The organism is Paenibacillus sp. NRS-1781, assembly GCF_050467745.1.
Classification (GTDB): Bacteria; Bacillota; Bacilli; order Paenibacillales; family Paenibacillaceae; genus Paenibacillus; species Paenibacillus terrae_A.
The window spans coordinates 262,324-278,798 of record NZ_JBITPI010000024.1 but is presented as its reverse complement, the minus strand read 5'-3'; the positions used below and the strand labels follow the sequence as shown (position 1 = coordinate 278,798).

General features: G+C 47.9%; 16 protein-coding genes. 10 read left to right on the top strand and 6 right to left on the bottom strand.

The window, feature by feature from the left end:
- The 8 genes from hemG (at position 1) to ACIFO6_RS10355 (ending at position 9,540) form a co-directional block, all read left to right on the top strand.
- Positions 1-1,446, top strand: coding sequence for a protoporphyrinogen oxidase (gene hemG / locus ACIFO6_RS10390; protein ID WP_430040569.1), 1,446 nt, complete (start codon positions 1-3; stop codon positions 1,444-1,446).
- 156 nt (positions 1,447-1,602) lie between these two features.
- Positions 1,603-3,063, top strand: a complete 1,461-nt coding sequence (locus tag ACIFO6_RS10385) for a CapA family protein (RefSeq protein ID WP_430040567.1) — start codon at positions 1,603-1,605, stop codon at positions 3,061-3,063.
- A 74-nt stretch (positions 3,064-3,137) separates the two neighbouring features.
- On the top strand, positions 3,138-3,911 hold the full coding sequence (locus ACIFO6_RS10380; protein WP_430040565.1) for a glycerophosphodiester phosphodiesterase: 774 nt from the start codon (positions 3,138-3,140) through the stop codon (positions 3,909-3,911).
- A 34-nt stretch (positions 3,912-3,945) separates the two neighbouring features.
- Positions 3,946-4,569: a fumarylacetoacetate hydrolase family protein gene (locus ACIFO6_RS10375; RefSeq protein WP_430040563.1), complete on the top strand. Its 624-nt coding sequence runs from the start codon at positions 3,946-3,948 to the stop codon at positions 4,567-4,569.
- Positions 4,570-4,783: 214 nt separating this feature from the next.
- The gene (locus ACIFO6_RS10370; protein ID WP_430040562.1) at positions 4,784-5,590 is read left to right on the top strand and encodes a DUF92 domain-containing protein; all 807 of its coding nucleotides are present in this window, start codon (positions 4,784-4,786) and stop codon (positions 5,588-5,590) included.
- Between the two features lie 17 nt (positions 5,591-5,607).
- Positions 5,608-6,192, top strand: a complete 585-nt coding sequence (locus ACIFO6_RS10365; protein WP_430040560.1) for a TetR/AcrR family transcriptional regulator — start codon at positions 5,608-5,610, stop codon at positions 6,190-6,192.
- 120 nt (positions 6,193-6,312) lie between these two features.
- Positions 6,313-8,259, top strand: coding sequence for an ABC-F family ATP-binding cassette domain-containing protein (locus tag ACIFO6_RS10360; protein ID WP_430040558.1), 1,947 nt, complete (start codon positions 6,313-6,315; stop codon positions 8,257-8,259).
- 291 nt (positions 8,260-8,550) lie between these two features.
- Entirely contained in the window at positions 8,551-9,540 is a 990-nt protein-coding gene (locus ACIFO6_RS10355; RefSeq protein WP_430040556.1) for an aldo/keto reductase family protein, read from the top strand.
- A 20-nt stretch (positions 9,541-9,560) separates the two neighbouring features.
- On the opposite strand, the gene ACIFO6_RS10350 is transcribed toward ACIFO6_RS10355, so the two are convergent.
- The 6 genes from ACIFO6_RS10350 to ACIFO6_RS10325 form a co-directional block, all read right to left on the bottom strand.
- A complete protein-coding gene (locus tag ACIFO6_RS10350; protein WP_430040554.1) occupies positions 9,561-10,460 on the bottom strand; it encodes a LysR substrate-binding domain-containing protein in 900 nt (299 codons plus the stop codon).
- A gap of 72 nt (positions 10,461-10,532) precedes the next feature.
- A complete protein-coding gene (locus ACIFO6_RS10345; protein ID WP_430040552.1) occupies positions 10,533-11,570 on the bottom strand; it encodes a M42 family metallopeptidase in 1,038 nt (345 codons plus the stop codon).
- Positions 11,571-11,584: 14 nt separating this feature from the next.
- Positions 11,585-12,007, bottom strand: coding sequence for a LapA family protein (locus ACIFO6_RS10340; RefSeq protein ID WP_430040550.1), 423 nt, complete (start codon positions 12,005-12,007; stop codon positions 11,585-11,587).
- Positions 12,008-12,063: 56 nt separating this feature from the next.
- Positions 12,064-13,860 carry an oligoendopeptidase F gene (gene pepF, locus ACIFO6_RS10335; protein ID WP_430040627.1) on the bottom strand — a complete coding sequence of 599 codons (1,797 nt, stop codon included), beginning with the start codon at positions 13,858-13,860 and terminating at the stop codon, positions 12,064-12,066.
- A 199-nt stretch (positions 13,861-14,059) separates the two neighbouring features.
- Positions 14,060-14,248, bottom strand: coding sequence for a hypothetical protein (locus ACIFO6_RS10330; RefSeq protein ID WP_149094898.1), 189 nt, complete (start codon positions 14,246-14,248; stop codon positions 14,060-14,062).
- Between the two features lie 7 nt (positions 14,249-14,255).
- Positions 14,256-14,489, bottom strand: coding sequence for a hypothetical protein (locus ACIFO6_RS10325; RefSeq protein ID WP_044646374.1), 234 nt, complete (start codon positions 14,487-14,489; stop codon positions 14,256-14,258).
- Between the two features lie 173 nt (positions 14,490-14,662).
- Between ACIFO6_RS10325 and ACIFO6_RS10320 the strand changes: the two genes are divergently transcribed.
- Positions 14,663-14,860, top strand: a complete 198-nt coding sequence (locus ACIFO6_RS10320; protein WP_010348936.1) for a cold shock domain-containing protein — start codon at positions 14,663-14,665, stop codon at positions 14,858-14,860.
- Positions 14,861-15,385: 525 nt separating this feature from the next.
- A complete protein-coding gene (locus ACIFO6_RS10315; RefSeq protein ID WP_430040547.1) occupies positions 15,386-16,465 on the top strand; it encodes a tetraprenyl-beta-curcumene synthase family protein in 1,080 nt (359 codons plus the stop codon).
- The last annotated feature ends 10 nt before the right edge of the window (positions 16,466-16,475 follow it).

The window sequence follows — 16,475 nt, the reverse complement described above, 5'->3', positions numbered from 1 at the left end:
ATGGAGCAAAAATTACGCAACATTGTGATTGTAGGCGGAGGATTGACCGGACTGAGCGCAGCTTTTTATACACGTAAAATGTACAAAGAAGCAGGCTACACACCACGGATTACGCTGGTGGAGAAGGCCCCGGTGCTGGGCGGGAAAATCGAAACGTTGCATAAAGACGGATTTGTGATTGAAAAAGGGCCGGACTCCTTTCTGGCCCGTAAAACGGCTATGATCGACCTGGCGAAAGAGCTGGATCTGGATCATGAACTGGTAAGCACGAATCCTGAGGCGAAAAAAACATACATTTTGCATGAAGGTCAGCTTCATCCGATGCCCCCCGGTCTGGTACTGGGGATTCCGACGGAGCTTAAACCGTTTCTGCGCAGCGGATTGATCTCGTTGGGCGGCAAGCTGCGGGCCATGATGGATTTTGTTATTCAGCCCCGTCGCGTACCGGGTGATGAAGCCTTGGGTGATTTTATTGAACGTCGATTGGGCAAAGAAGTGCTGGAGAATGTAACCGAGCCTCTACTGGCTGGCATATATGCTGCCAATATGAAGACGCTGAGCTTGCAGGCGACCTTTCCGCAATTTGCTGAGGTAGAGCAGCAATACGGGAGCCTCATTCACGGGATGATGACCGGAAGAAAACCGGCAGAGACGCATACAGGTACGAAAAAAAGTGTCTTTTTGACCTTTCGTCAAGGGCTGCAAAGTTTGGTACATGCGCTACTGAATGACTTGCGTGACTGTGATTTGCGCACAGGCGTTGCTGTTACAGAGTTCACAAAGACAGCAGACGGTGAAGGAAGCGTCTACCATGTTGTACTGGATAATGGGGAGACGTTGGAGGCGGACGATCTATTTATCACGACTCCGAATTTTGCCGCTGCACCGCTGTTGCAGGGACATGTGAATGTGGCCGCACTGGAAGCCGTTGATTATGTGTCCGTGGCCAATGTGGTCATGGCCTTTCATAAACAAGACATTGAGAATGTTTTTGATGGTTCCGGTTTTCTGGTTCCGCGTAAAGAGGGACGCAGTGTGACGGCATGTACGTGGACATCTGCCAAGTGGCTGCATACCAGTCCGGACGATAAGGTACTGCTGCGATGTTATGTGGGGCGTGCCGGAGCCGAAGAAACAGTGGAGCTACCCGATGATGAACTGACTGCGCTGGTACGTAAGGATTTGCAGGATATGATGGGCGTTACGGCGACTCCGCTATTTACGGAAATTACCCGTCTTCGCCACTCCATGCCGCAATATCCGGTAGGACACCCGCAGGCTATCGCCGATCTGAGGGAAGAACTGCGTACAGCGATGCCGGGAGTGTATGTTTTGGGTGCCGGCTATGATGCTATCGGCTTGCCGGATTGTATCCGTCAGGCCAAGGAATGGGCCTCTGTTGCCGTCCAAGCTGCGGAACGGGAAGCGGTCGAGGTACAGGTATAATTAAATGAATGGAGCAGCTTGAATAACGAACCCTTCGCAATCCCAAGCGAGGGGTTCTATTTATACCGAAATTTGATAATATAATGGAGAAGGTGTCAAAAGCGTTGGATCATTTAAGAAAGTAATGCATATGCAACAGCATAGAAGGAGTGAAGAATGTACCCTCCCAGATCACAGAAAAATGAAGGTCGAAAGAAAGCAAGGAAGCGAAAAATAGGCAAGGCCTGGATCATTACGAATCTTGTCCTGCTGCTTATGATCGTAGGTCTTTTTGGATATTATTACATATTTGAACACAGGGAGAGTAGCTCTCTTGCGGAAAACGCCGGACTATTGCAACAGGATAACAAGGCCAAAACGGATTCTGCGGGTGGAGGACAGTCTTCTAGCCCGATAACAGAGAACATTACTGCTGTTTCAAATGAACAAATGAACGATAGCTCCAATGGAGACGAGCAAGCTGCTGACGATAAAACGGAGCCTTCTTCGGATACTGCTACAGATACAGACAGTCGCCCGGTGACAACGTCTGACACGACTGCTCCCGAAGGCAACTCGTCACAATCAGGAGTATCTTCAGAGAACGCCGGGCAATCACCGGACAGCGGGAATTCTACTGACCCCAACGAATCGGAGCTGGGAAAGAACGTGGCATCAGATGGAACAGCTTCACCGACAGTCACGCTCCATTTTGTAGGGGATGTGCAGTTTTCCGGTAAGGTTGAGCAGCGGTTGGAAAAGAACGGATTTGATTTTCCATATCAATATCTTGGAAATCTGTTTCGCAAGGACGATCTGACGATAGCCAATCTGGAAACGCCGGTTACAACCGGGGGCGTGGGTGCGCTGAATAAAACGTATGTGTATAAATCTTCTCCCAAGGCGTTGACTGCGTTGGCTGCGGCAGGAATAGACGCTGTAAATTTGGCCAACAATCATATTTTGGATCAGGGCACAGACGGATTACTGGATACGCTGAAATATTTGAAAGAAAATGATATAGCGTATACCGGAGCCGGGCGTAATGCAAAAGAAGCGTATGCTCCGCACTATTTTGAACGTAAAGGGTTTAAAATTGCGTTGTTGGGAGCTACACGGGTTATGCCCGAGGCCAACTGGAATGCAGGCGCCAAACAGCCCGGTGTTGCAGGAGCCTACGATTCGACCGCGATCGTGAAGTCGATTCGTGAGGCGCGCAAGCAGGCTGATTTGGTTATTATCATTGCCCATTGGGGCAAGGAGCGCGTGACTGTATTGGAGCCTCATCAAACCGAGCTATCGCATGCTTTTATTGATGCAGGGGCAGATCTCGTCATTGGAGGTCACCCGCACGTGCTACAGGGGATGGAGCAGTATAAAGGCAAATGGATTGCATACAGCACAGGCAATTTTATTTTTTCTAAATCTACAGTACCAGCCACCTGGGATACAGCGATATTTCAGGCAACCTGTACCCGGGCCGGGGCTTGCAGCATGAAGCTGACTCCTTACCGGGCAGAGCTGGGTCAACCAGTTCCAATGAAGGATGCGGAGGCCAGCAAAATTTTACAAGAAGTAGCGGCGATGTCACCGGCTAATATTTCTGTAGGCGCAGACGGTACAGTAAGCGCCCGATAGTTGTTGAAGGAAATCTTTTACACGAGGCTGGTCTGTATTGAGGCTACCACTTGTGGATGGAGGTCATAACCGGAATGGATCATTTGTGCGTGGCTCACCGTGGTTTTTCGGGAATTGCTCCCGAGAACACGTTGGCGGCATTTAAGCTTGCGATCGATCAGCTGTTTGTTCGCTGGATTGAGCTGGATGTACAACTGTCGAAGGACGGCGTTCCGGTGGTCATCCATGATTTCACGTTGGAGCGCACGACTAACGGCACAGGTCGAGTGAAGGATACGGACTGGAAAGAGCTGAAACGTCTGGATGCTGGTGGCTGGAAAAGCGCGGAATATCAAGGAGAAAGGATTCCTACTCTCGCACAAGTGCTGGATCTGTGTCGTGGCCGCGTATCGCTCAATATTGAGCTAAAAACCGCAGGGGATATGTATCCGGGGCTGGAGAAGGCGGTACTCCGTGAAATTGTGGCGCGGGATATGGAGAATGAAGTGGTATTGACCTCTTTTGAGCGTTCCGCTTTACGTCGGGCCAAAGAGCTGACGCCAGGTATCCGTACCGGGCTGATTATTGATGCTCGTCCGGAGGATCTGGCAAAGCAGTTGGAAGGGCTGCAATGCTCTTTTCTATCCATGGGCTACCCGCGTTTGGATCGAAAGCTGATGAAAGACTTGACCGGACGCGGTATCACAGTCATGGCGTGGACGGTGGATGATCGTAGCATCATGCGAAGATTGGCCTCATTACATCCTGAATTGATGATTTGTACCAATTGGCCAGATCGCTGGGCGCAGGTTTTTTTGCATTCCAAACACCGGATGTGGCACTATATACGTAATCTATTTATAAAATAATTGGACTATATACGCGGGAAGGGTGATGGTCGTAATGAACGTGGAAATTCGTAATGTCTACTGTGTCGGGCGCAATTATAAGCTGCATGCCGAGGAACTGGGAAATGAGGTTCCTACAGAACCGATGATTTTTTTAAAGCCTTCCCATGCGGTAGTACCGCTGGATGGAGCAACATTGGAGCTGCCTAAAGATCAAGGAGACATTCATTATGAGACAGAGCTGATTGTGGCGGTAGGCCGTAATTACGAACCGGGTATGTCTGCGGAAACGATTCTGAGTGCATTTGCCTTTGGTATTGATTTTACCCTGCGTGATGTACAAAGCGTTCTCAAGAAAAAGGGTCACCCCTGGACGGCGGCTAAAGGGTTCAAATCTTCTGCTCCCGTTACACCGTTCTTGCCTTTAGAGAAACTGGACTCGCTGGAGCAGCAGGATTTTTCATTGCTCAAAAATGGACAGGAAGTACAGCGCGGCCATATCAAGGATATGATTTTTTCCATTAAGCATATCATTGATTACATAGGGAATCATTATGGACTGGGTGAGGGCGATATTATTTTTACAGGCACTCCGGCAGGTGTAGGGCCTATAACGAGTGGAGATCGTTTCGAGCTATTTTGGGGAACTGACCGTCAAGGAAGCTGCACAATCGGTTAAGCTGATGCGTGTGATTGCATCAATTAAGTTGGTTAAAAAGGGAGTTCTCTTGGTAGTTGGGCAGTATGGAAGGATTTCCGCAGGCAAGAATGTAAGGGCCGTGTCCTGTGCCATAGCATGGGACGCGGCTTTTATATAAGTGTAGAGCGTTGTACAATAAATTACGAACTGAACAATGAAAAACGAGAGATTCATTGCAAAGTGGGGGTATATCATGGATTGGATCATCGGATTGCTTGGCGCTACTATAGTGGCGGGGGCTGCTTTTTATAAAAAATCCTTAACCTTATCGGGCTTTGCGGCGGCTGTGCTGATGGGAACCGTGTATTATGGTGCAGGTAACCTGTTTTGGTTCGGGACCTTGCTCCTGTTCTTCATTACATCGACCTTGCTGTCGAGGTTTAAAAAGGAGCGCAAGGCAGAGCTTGAAAAATCGTATGCCAAAACCGGAAATCGGGATGCTGGTCAGGTATGGGCCAACGGGGGATTAGGTATGCTGTTATGCCTGTGCTATGCAATCTGGCCTCATGTTGCCTGGCAGTTGGCTTTTGTTGGCGTCATGGCTACAGTCACGTCGGATACGTGGGCAACGGAATTTGGCAGCCTGAGCCGCAAGCCGCCTCGCTCGATACTGAATGGCAAGGTGCTGGCACCCGGAACCTCGGGAGGTGTATCTGTTCTGGGGACAGCTGCGGCCTTGGCTGGGGGAGTTCTGATTGGAATAGGCGCCTGGGGCTTTGGATACGCCATAGGAATGCCAGGCTTGCCGCTATGGCTGTGGGCACTGATCGGGGGAATATCTGGTAGTGCAGGGGCCTTTGCCGACTCCTATCTTGGTGCTACGGTACAAATGATGCGTTCCTGCACGGTTTGCGGCCGGGAAGTAGAGGTAGACTCGCATTGTGGACAACCGACGGTCTATGTGCGGGGCTGGCGTTGGATGAGCAATGATCGAGTGAATAGCATCAGTTCGATTTTCGGGGGGCTGGTCGCTCTGGCAGGCATTCTGTTTATACTCTAGTACAGGGAGGCGCGAAGATGGGCGGTATACATGGAGATAAATATGAGGCCATTTTGGACGCCGCTTACACAGTCTTCGGCACCAAAGGCTTTTATGAAAGCAGGATTTCCGAGATTGCAGAACAGGCGGGTGTCGCCAAAGGTACGGTATATTTGTACTTCAAAAGCAAGGAACAGCTGTTTACAGCGGTCACGCGCAGAGATTGCGAGCAATACCTGGCTGAGATGGAGGGCGCATTGGCTAACCGCGCTTTGGAGGAGGGGCTGCTGCGAATGGCAAATCTGCACTTGCATTACTACTACAAGCGCAAGCAGCATACCAAACTGTTTTTTATGACCCCGAACAATGACCCTGATTTAATGGAGTTTATGCGCGGATTCATTCAGGATTATACCGATATGGTCAAAAACAAGCTGGCGTCAGAGGGTGTGCAGCAGCCTGAGCTTCATGCGAAGGCATTCATTGGCATGATGGAGCGCCTGAAAATGGACATTTTACTGGATAAAGATTATCGTGAATACGATGTGGATCAGACGGCTGAATTTGCGGCTAACTTGTTTATGCACGGCTGTAAAGCCGGGAGCGGAATACGCAGACTGTGATATTGTAAAGCCAGAAACCGTACTGACTTCGTTCAGATCACGGTTTTTTTAATCATTGGGTGTGACTGTGTTAAAATAAACAAGATGCATCACAAAATAGGGGAAGAGCAGGGAATCCGTATGAATATTATGACCGTTGAACATATAACGAAAAGCTATGGCGAAAAAATGCTGTTTGAGGATGCTTCCTTTGGCATGGATGAACGTGACAAAATAGGGGTCGTTGGTGTGAATGGCACTGGTAAATCAACGTTTTTACGCGTGATTTCCGGCTTAGAGCCACCGGATGATGGCAATATTGCGGTCAACAACGGTGTACGCATTCAATATTTGGCGCAAAATCCCGAGTTTGACCCCGAGGTGAAGGTACTCCAGCACATTTTCCACGGCACCCAGCCTGAAATGAAGGCCGTGCGCGAATATACGGAAACGATGGAGATGCTGGAGCTGAATCCGGGCAGCGAGGAGCTTCAAAACCGCCTGTTGAAGGCAAGCCAGCAAATGGATACGCTCCAGGCATGGCAGCTGGAGAGTGAGGCCAAAAACATACTGACCCGGCTGGGTATCACGCAGTTTGAGGCACGTATGGGCGTGCTTTCTGGTGGACAGCGTAAACGTGTTGCTTTGGCAGCGGCTTTGATCCAGCCCTGTGAGCTGCTCATTCTGGACGAGCCTACGAACCATATTGATAATGACTCGGTGGAATGGCTGGAGCAGTATTTGCAGAAAAGACGCGGCGCGTTGCTGATGATTACGCATGATCGCTATTTTCTGGATAGAGTAGCAACTGTCATGCTAGAGCTGGATCATGGTCGACTTTTCCGATATGAAGCTAACTATACCCGTTTTCTGGAGCTAAAGGCGGAACGCGAGGAACGGGAAGCGTCATCGGAGCAGAAACGGCAAAACCTGTTGCGCAATGAACTAGCCTGGATTCGCCGGGGGGCAAAAGCCCGTTCGACCAAGCAGAAAGCGCGTATTGAACGATTTGAGCAGCTTAAGGATCAACAACCGGAAGCCCGTTCCGGGTCTGTAGACATGTCGGTAGCCTCCACGCGCTTGGGTAAAAAAATACTGGAGCTGGAGCATCTGTCCAAATCGGTAGATTCCCGAAAGCTGATACAGGATTTGAGCTATATCGCTGTGCCCGGTGACCGGGTCGGGATTGTGGGTCCCAATGGTAGCGGAAAATCGACTCTGCTCCAAATGATTGCACAGCGCGTAGAACCGGATTCAGGCAGTGTAATCGTGGGACCGACCGTAAAGCTCGGTTATTTTACCCAGGAGCATCAGGAAATGAACGAATCGCTGCGTGTTATCGAGTATATTAAGGAAGAAGCAGAAGTCATCCGGACAGCAGATGGCTCGGCTATTACAGCCGCACAAATGCTGGAGCGGTTTCTGTTTGCGCCAAGCGCGCAATGGACGGTCATTTCCCGGTTGTCAGGGGGCGAGAAACGGCGCTTGTACCTGCTGCGTGTGCTGATGTCCGCACCGAATGTACTGTTACTGGATGAACCAACGAATGATCTGGATATTCAGACTCTATCCGTGCTGGAGGACTATCTGGATGAATTTCCGGGTGTTGTTTTTATCGTTTCCCATGACCGGTATTTCCTGGACCGCACGATAGACAAGGTACTGGCATTCGAAGGAGAAGGACAGGTACGTGTGCATGTGGGCGATTACAGCGAGTATGCAGAATGGATCAGTAAAAATGCTCAATCCGCTTCGAATCCGCCTGTCCCAGCGGGGACTTCTTTTGCTCAGTCTTCCACGTCTAAGTCTGCGGATGCTTCGGATTCAGTTAAGGAGACAAGCAAAACCAGGCTTAAATTCACCTTTAAGGAACAGCGGGAATATGAGCAAATTGACGAATTGATCGAACAGGCTGAGGAGAAGTTGGCTAGCATCCAGCGACAGATGGAAGAGTCTTTCAATGATTCCGCACGACTACAAGAACTTATGGCTGAGCAAACAAAGGCCGAACAGCATTTGGAGCATCAAATGGAGCGCTGGACCTATCTGAACGAGCTGGCCGAGCAAATTGAACAAAGCAAATCTTAAAATACGAAACAAGTATATTGCGTGAATCGTTTTTCCGTCGTTACTTAAACAAGCAAGTCTCCGTTAAGCGCTGGAGACTTGCTTTTTCGTATTTATTCCAGTACATCGGTCGTGGAATTGTTGTGGAAATAACTCATGTCCTGACTTGGAAACTCGAAGCTACCTATCATTATGCAAATGTATGAATGAACTTATTAATATGTTTTTCATATTAATAAGTAGATTATTATATATTTCTAATATTAAAATTTGCTTGCTATAATCAAATTTATATGGAAGGAGGCATTCAAAATGGAATATCGTAAACTTGGAAAAAGCGGCTTGAGGGTAAGCGAGATAGCATTGGGGAACTGGATAACCCACGGTGCACAAGTGGATGACACCACAGCGAAAGCATGTGTCTATGCTGCATTAGATTCAGGAATCACCACGTTTGATACTGCTGATGTTTATTCAGATACGATGGCGGAAACGGTTTTAGGTCATTCTTTAAAGGGAATACGACGTGAAAGTATTGAACTATGCACAAAGGTTTTTCATCCAACAGGTACCGGACAGAATGATAAAGGGCTATCCCGCAAGCATATTATGGAGGCCTGCCATTCTTCCCTTCGACGCTTGCAGACGGATTATATTGATGTTTATTATGCACATCGTTTTGATCCAACCGTATCGCTTGAAGAGACATTTTTGGCATTATCCGACTTGGTTCGTCAGGGGAAGATTTTGTATGTAGGGGTGAGCGAGTGGACAGCAGACCAGATAAAGCAAGGAGCGGATTTAGCGAGAGAACTAAAGGTCCCCTTCGTGGCAAGTCAACCCCAATATTCCATGCTATGGCGTATCATTGAAGCTGAAGTGATTCCCACTTGTGAGCAGGAAGGAATTGGACAGGTCGTTTGGTCACCTCTGGCACAGGGTATTCTTTCTGGCAAATATGCAGTAGACAAGCCGCTTCCCGAGGGTTCACGTGCTTCTACGACAGCAGGTTCACCATTTTTCGAACGCTTGGCCGGGCAATGGTTACGTAAAGAGGTCCTTCAGGCAGTGGAGCAGATCCGGCCAATTGCACAGGAAAATGGTTTGACGCTACCACAGCTTGCAGTAGCGTGGGTTTTACAAAACCCGCAAGTGTCCTCAGCTATTATCGGTGCTTCCAAGCCAGAGCAGGTGAAGGAGAATGTAAAAGCTGCGGGTGTCCGTCTCGATGGGGAGGTTATGAGACAAATTGACAGTATTTTAAACAGCGTTGTTGAACGTGATCCGAGTAAAACGGGTTAAGATTGCGTGCTGATGGGTGTTTACATGTCTAATGGCTTACTACAAGCTGTTTCTTCAACCACCTCCAAAAAACGAGTCAGAGGAGCGTCCTTCGCATCTGTTTTCCATGCAGCGTAAAGTGGGACGGACGGAGAATCTTCGTGAAAAGAACGGAATACGACATCACTACGTTGGAAAACAGAAACGGAAGAGGGAACAATGGAGATGCCTATACCAGCAGCTACCAAGTTAACGATTGTATACATTTGAACGGCTTCCTGTACGATTTGGGGCTGGAAGCCGTGTTGTCTGCAAAAGTCTAATATGAGGTCATGAAAAGACGCTCCCATATGAGGTGGAGACAGGATAAAAGATTCTTCCGCTAAAGAACGTAAAGACAAGGTTGGGTGGTGGGCTAGCGGATGTGTTGCGGGAAGTACGGCAATGAGTGATTCGTTGCTGTAGAGCTGAGAGGTGATATGTATAGATGGATCTGCCCAGCGCAGGAAGCCCACATGAACTTTGCCTTCGTGTATAGCTTTCAGTTGTTGGGCAGATGTCATTTCAAACAACGTAAGCTTCACGTCTGGAAAACGCTCCCGGAATTTCTTTAAGGCGTTAACCATCAGACCGCCAGATGCCGAATCAACAAAAGCGATGGATAAATGTCCGAATTTCCCCTGACTTGCAAGCTGTGTCATTTTAATGGATTTTTCCAATTGAGAAACCATGTTTCTGGATTCCTCTAAAAAGATGGCTCCTGCGGACGTAAGTCGAACTTGCCTTTTGGTTCGTTCCAAAAGTTTCACGCCAAGCTCTTCCTCAAGGCTTTGGATTTGTTGGCTCAAGGGGGGCTGAGTGATATTCAGTTTTTTTGCAGCACGATTAAAATGTAGTTCTTCTGCCACTGCGATAAAGTAACGTAGTTTCTTCAGATACATAGTTGTGATTTCCTTTCGCCAAGCCTTTGCCGACCTATTCTCAGTGGAACAGGCCGGTCGTCATCATTCGGATTAAACCGTCACATAAGCGGCGAGCAGACGAGCAGTGTTCACTACAGCCTGCTTGTGCGTACGCTCCATCGCATGGGAGGCGTGTACGCCAGGGCCGATCAGCGCAGCACGGATATTGTTGCCTGCTTTCAGCGCAGCCGAAGCGTCAGAACCATAGTGCGGATAAATATCAACCGCATACGGGATATTCAGCTCCTTGGCCAGCTGAATCAGACGAGTCGTCATGTCATAATCATAAGGCCCGGAGGAATCCTTGGCACAAATGGATACATCCGTCTCCTTGCAGCTCAGATCCTCGCCTATGCAACCCATATCGACGGCAATCATTTCGCTGATTCCTTCGGGGATGTAAGCAGCTCCGTGACCGACTTCCTCGTAGTTGGAAATGAGCAGCTTAACGGTATGACGGGGCTTCCAGTTTTCGCGTGTAGCGGCTTCCAATACACCAAACAGCGCAGCCACGCTGGCTTTATCATCCAGATGCCGCGACTTGATAAAGCCGCTGGGTGTCACGACCGGACGGGCGTCGAACGAAATAAAATCGCCTACCGCAATGCCGAGCTGAAGCACATCCTCTTTGGATTCGACAAGCTCGTCGATCCGCACCTCCATATGGCTTTCCTTGCGTTCAAAGCTACGTGCATCATCATAGACATGCACAGACGGATGGCTCGACAGAAGCGTGCCTGTATATGTTTGTCCGCTTCTGGTATGAATCAGGCAGTATTCGTTTTCGATGCTGTTCATCATGAAGCCGCCGACAGATGTCAGCCGCAAGGTACCATGACTGGTCATTGAGCGTACCATCGCACCCAATGTATCCACATGCGCGCTCAGCGCAACTGTACGGTCTGTCTGCTGGCCCTCTAGGGTCAAGATGGCACCGCCCTTGGCGTTCCATTCTAAGGGCACCCCAAGGCTTGCGGCTTCTGTACGGATCAGTTCCATCACATGATGCGTGTAGCCGCTGGGACTGGGGGTGTTCAATAGTTGATTCAGGAAGGTCATGATATAATTTTCGTTCAGATGAATCGTCATGTTGTTGCTCCTCCTCATTTGGACAACCGGTCAAGGTCAGAGGACGTTTGCTCTGTATCCTTGTCAGATGTAGACACCGCACTGGACGAACCAGACGTATTATAGACGGTATCTGCATATGCTTCCACAGCGGGTGTGTGTTCTTCTTGCAGTGTATGAAGCTGGGTGGTCAGACGTTTGATTTCTCTCTGAAGCTTATATTGACGGAAAATACCGAAGGAACCGACGATAAGCCCTCCAAGAAGAGTGCAGCCGAGAATAAGTAAAATCAAAGGAACGTTGACCGTACGAAATAGTAGATTTACTTGGACCGATTTCACGTTAATGACAGCGAATACACCCGTTAACAAAGCGATAACAAGAGCTGCGATCAAAGACCATTGTGTTTTCAAAATGCCACCACCTTCCGCTACATTATAAAATCCCTTGCCCGTCATGGACAAGGGATTTATCCGTGCATCGTTTCAATGCCGGATTTTAATCGTGTATGGTTTTACTTTCCAGCGGTCAGCTTTTCCATTTCCGTAATAACTTCCTCGAATACGCTCATCGCTTCGCGAATCGGTTGCGGAGAGGACATATCCACGCCGGCCTTCTTCAAAATATTAATCGAATAATCGCTACCGCCGCTCTTCAGGAATCCTAAATAACGGTCAACGGCTGGCTGTCCTTCTTCCAGAATCTGTTTCGAGAAGCTGGTTGCCGCAGAGAAGCCGGTAGCATATTTGTAGACATAAAAGCTGTTATAAAAATGGGGGATACGCGCCCATTCCATTTCAATATCTTTGTCTACCTTCATGCCAGGGCCGTGATATTTCACATTCAGATCATAATAAATCTCTGAAAGAAGCTGCGGTGTAAGGGACTCTCCCTGTTCTGCTCGCTCATGTACGATTTTCTCAAACTCCGCAAACATCGTTTGACGGAATACCGTTGTGCGGAATTGGTCCGCATAGTAGGTAAGAAGGTACATTTTCTCTTTTGGATCGGTAGACTTTTTCAGCAAGTAGTCCATCAGTAACGCTTCATTCGTTGTCGATGCTACTTCAGCCAGGAAAATGGTATACTGGGCATCCCGATACTTCAACGCATTATCCGAGTAATACGAATGCAGTGCGTGGCCCATCTCATGGGCGAGCGTAAACATGCTGTTCAGGTTATCTTTATGGTTCAGCAGCACATAAGGGTGAGTGCCGTAAGCACCCCAGCTGTATGCGCCTGTACGTTTATTTTCATTTTCGTACACATCAATCCAGCGATCATCGTAGCCTTTTTGCAACGAAGCCAGGTAGTCCTTGCCCAGCGGCTTTAGACCTTCCTTCGTTTGCTTTTTAGCTTCTTCATACGAAATATCAAGCTTGTATTCGTCCACCAGCGGAGCGAACAGGTCATACATATGAAGCTCATCCACGCCCAGCAGCTTTTTGCGCAGCTTGATATAACGATGCAACAAAGGCAAGCTCTCGTGAATGGTATCAATCAGATTGGTGTACACTTTCTTCGGAATATTATCGCCATAGAGTGACATTTCCAGTACAGAAGGGTATTTACGAACATTAGAATAAAAAACATTCTTGTTCACATTGGCACTCAGTGTGGAAGCAATCGTATTTTTATTTTTGGCATACGTATCATAGACCGCTTTAAAAGCACGCTCACGTACTTCGCGGTGCGGGCTCTCAAGAAATTGAATATAGCTGCCATGTGTCAGCTCAGCCTCTTTGCCGTTTTCATCCTTGATTTTGGGGAATTTCATATCGGCATTGTTCAGCATACCGAAAATAGTTTGCGGTGCTTGAGCTAGGTTACCAACCTGTGCGAGAAGGGCTTCTTCCGACTTACCCAAAATATGCGCTTTCTCCCGTTTCATTTCTTGGAGCGTAAAGCGATAATCTGCCAACTTCGGATCATCAATTAATGCATCGAGCTGATTGTCAGGCAGCGCCAAAATTTCAGGTGTCACGAAGGACAGGGCTTCACTAACCTCAACGCCTAATTTTTTGGCTTTTTGTGAAAGGCCCTGATATGTAGGTTCAGCCGTATCCTCGTCATGATGTAGATGCGCGTATACGTATACGCGCTCGGTTTTGAGCGATAGTTCATCTTCCAGCTTAAAGCAATTGACAATCACTTCGGCTGAATTCAGCTTGCCCTGGAATTGTGTAGCCTTTTTGGCTAGTTGTTTAACTTCTTCGTACTCTTGATCCCATGCTTTGCGGTCTGGAAACAGATCTTCAAGCTTCCAGGTATTCTCCGCAGGCGCATCTGCGCGTTTTACGATTTCACTCATGGAGAGCCTCCTCTGATCGAACGAAATGTGGGGTGGGGCTGCGGCGGTAAGGGACGGCTGCCAAAATGAAGAAACCGCCACGCTGACCGTGAGCAGCAGAGCAAGAGGTTTTGTGGCATGCATGTAACGGCATATCCTCCTTATACCATGGCTTGTTATGCCATAGTATGACCTCCTGCGCCCAAAAGTATAATTTTCTTTACCTTGGGTCGGAACCTATATTTAATAAGCTGTATACAATAAGATAAAAGGCAAAGCAAACCATGATTACGGCAGTGAGGGCCATCCACTTTTTGAGAGGAGTCGGTAACGTATCACGTTTCATGATCAGCACTCCGCCCAGCGTAAAGGCCAGAATAATGAAGATGAGAAAGCTATTGGATACCATGAATGCGCTATACCTGTTTGAAAGCGTTCATGATCTGCTGCCACTCTTCCTCGTTATCTTGAAAGGACTGCTTGGGAAACCGATTTTGAGCCCAATGCATCAGTGCCGGACGGCTCAAAAACGTGTGGGCTTCTTCGCCCCAGTCATCGGATATTTCCCGTAAAACGATGTAACGGCCCTGCACCTCGACAGTCATCATGTTCCAATTGTCTTTTTTGTATATTTCGTGTTTTTTCATCATATGCATGTCTCCGATTTTAAAGATGTTTTGGTTCATGATACCGCAGTTTCCGCCGCAAAAGCAAATCATTCCAGCCTGCAAAAGCCCTCAAAACATCAATTGCATTGTGAAAAAGCATGAAGTATAATATGGATATTCGCCATATATGGCGGTATTTTTAGGAGGTTGTTCACTTGAAAGGTACAGTAAAATGGTTTAACGCAGAAAAAGGTTATGGCTTCATCCAAGTGGATGGTGGCGAGGACGTATTCGTACATTTCTCCGCAATCCAGGGCGACGGCTTCAAGACTTTGGAAGAAGGTCAAGCGGTTGAATTCGAAATCACTGAAGGTAACCGTGGACCCCAAGCAGCTAACGTAAATAAACTGTAAGTGTAACTGAATAGTAAGAAATGTTCCGCTCATGCGGATGTCTTATATATTACGGTTAAACGATGAATTTAGAGCGCAGTTCCTTGTAATTTAAGGGACTGCGCTTTTTTGCAAAAAAAAGTTTATGATATGAGAAAGCTGAGCTGGAATAGGGTATTATACCGTAATGAAAACAGAAGAGTGCTGTCTCCTCCAGTGCAATTGCGTTGATGAATTTGATTAACGGATACGGGATATTGGAACTGGGATGCCTTTCAAGGCTTAAAGCCAGTAGAGGATGAGGGATAGGCAGGGCTTTTAACCTATTTTGAAATAAAAATTTTATCAGGGTAAATTTTGTTTAATTTCAATTTTTGTGTATGTGGTCATGACAGGTATAAAGATTTTTTTTGAAAATGGCTCATTTTTCTTAAATATTAAAGAAAAAGTGAGGTTGTTCATTTGTGCTAAAAGGACGATCATATTATAATGAGTATGGTTTGGATAGGTATAATTACGTAGACAACAATGTGGAGGCACCGTCATTTGAGTTATGTTGAGCAAGGACGTTATCAAGTTCCGAGAGGCCCCATAGGTCTAATGAGCCGAATGTACAAGCACATTCTCCCCGAAACGAAGCAGGAATTGGGAAATTGGAAACACAAGGCTAAACAGATTCCGGATCCCGAGCTGAGAAGTCAGGCACTTGCAAGCATAGCGGAAAAGACGTTTCACTGTGTAGGCGGGGCGGTTTATGCCGCAGGGAATATGTCTGCCCGGCAGACGTTAATTCCGCTTATTGTGGCGTACCAGACGATTAGCGATTATCTGGACAACCTGTGTGATCGCAGCACGTCCATGGACCCGGATGATTTCAGGCTGTTGCATCAGTCTATGCTAGATGCGATCAACCCAGCAGCCAAGCCAGTGAATTATTACGCTTTGCGTCGTGAGCAGGAGGATGGCGGTTATTTGACCGGGCTGGTGACAACCTGTCAGTCTTGTGTAAGCAGGCTTCCGGGGTATGAGGCGGCAATGCCTTACGTTCAGGATCTGGCGGGATTATACACGGATTTGCAAGTTTACAAGCATATTAAACCCGAATTGCGCGAACAAGCGCTATTGGATTGGTGGTCGGTTCATAAGGGCCGTACACCGGAGCTGCGCTGGAACGAATTTGCTGCGGCTACCGGTTCAACCCTGGGGGTCTTTATGCTGTTTCTTGCTGCCAGCGACCGGCATCTCACGGATGCGGGGGCTGCCTCAATACATGCATCGTATTTTCCACATGTGTGCAGTCTTCATATTTTGCTGGATTATCTAATCGATCAAGACGAAGACCGGAAGGGCGGAGATCTTAACTTCTGCAATTACTATGAAGATACCGACATGATGCTGGACCGGATCGCCTACGTTGTGAATCGGGCGCGGGTTGATATTGCAGATGTCCCTGCCAGCTCCTTTCACCGGATGATTATCGAGGGATTGCTGGCGTTATATTTATCCGACCCCAAAGTTAGCGAGCAGCAGGAAGTGCGCGCGGTTTCGAAACGTTTAATGAAAAACAGTCCGCTTATGCGTTTGTTTTTCTTATTAAACAGTCGATGGATAAGAAGGCTTTTATGAACATTTTGAG

Coding starts and splice junctions, on each gene's coding strand:
- hemG (WP_430040569.1), top strand. CDS start 1: ATGGAGCAAAAATTACGCAACATTGTGATTGTAGGCGGAGGATTGACC.
- ACIFO6_RS10385 (WP_430040567.1), top strand. CDS start 1,603: ATGTACCCTCCCAGATCACAGAAAAATGAAGGTCGAAAGAAAGCAAGG.
- ACIFO6_RS10380 (WP_430040565.1), top strand. CDS start 3,138: ATGGATCATTTGTGCGTGGCTCACCGTGGTTTTTCGGGAATTGCTCCC.
- ACIFO6_RS10375 (WP_430040563.1), top strand. CDS start 3,946: ATGAACGTGGAAATTCGTAATGTCTACTGTGTCGGGCGCAATTATAAG.
- ACIFO6_RS10370 (WP_430040562.1), top strand. CDS start 4,784: ATGGATTGGATCATCGGATTGCTTGGCGCTACTATAGTGGCGGGGGCT.
- ACIFO6_RS10365 (WP_430040560.1), top strand. CDS start 5,608: ATGGGCGGTATACATGGAGATAAATATGAGGCCATTTTGGACGCCGCT.
- ACIFO6_RS10360 (WP_430040558.1), top strand. CDS start 6,313: ATGAATATTATGACCGTTGAACATATAACGAAAAGCTATGGCGAAAAA.
- ACIFO6_RS10355 (WP_430040556.1), top strand. CDS start 8,551: ATGGAATATCGTAAACTTGGAAAAAGCGGCTTGAGGGTAAGCGAGATA.
- ACIFO6_RS10350 (WP_430040554.1), bottom strand. CDS start 10,460: ATGTATCTGAAGAAACTACGTTACTTTATCGCAGTGGCAGAAGAACTA.
- ACIFO6_RS10345 (WP_430040552.1), bottom strand. CDS start 11,570: ATGACGATTCATCTGAACGAAAATTATATCATGACCTTCCTGAATCAA.
- ACIFO6_RS10340 (WP_430040550.1), bottom strand. CDS start 12,007: ATGACGGGCAAGGGATTTTATAATGTAGCGGAAGGTGGTGGCATTTTG.
- pepF (WP_430040627.1), bottom strand. CDS start 13,860: ATGAGTGAAATCGTAAAACGCGCAGATGCGCCTGCGGAGAATACCTGG.
- ACIFO6_RS10330 (WP_149094898.1), bottom strand. CDS start 14,248: ATGGTATCCAATAGCTTTCTCATCTTCATTATTCTGGCCTTTACGCTG.
- ACIFO6_RS10325 (WP_044646374.1), bottom strand. CDS start 14,489: ATGATGAAAAAACACGAAATATACAAAAAAGACAATTGGAACATGATG.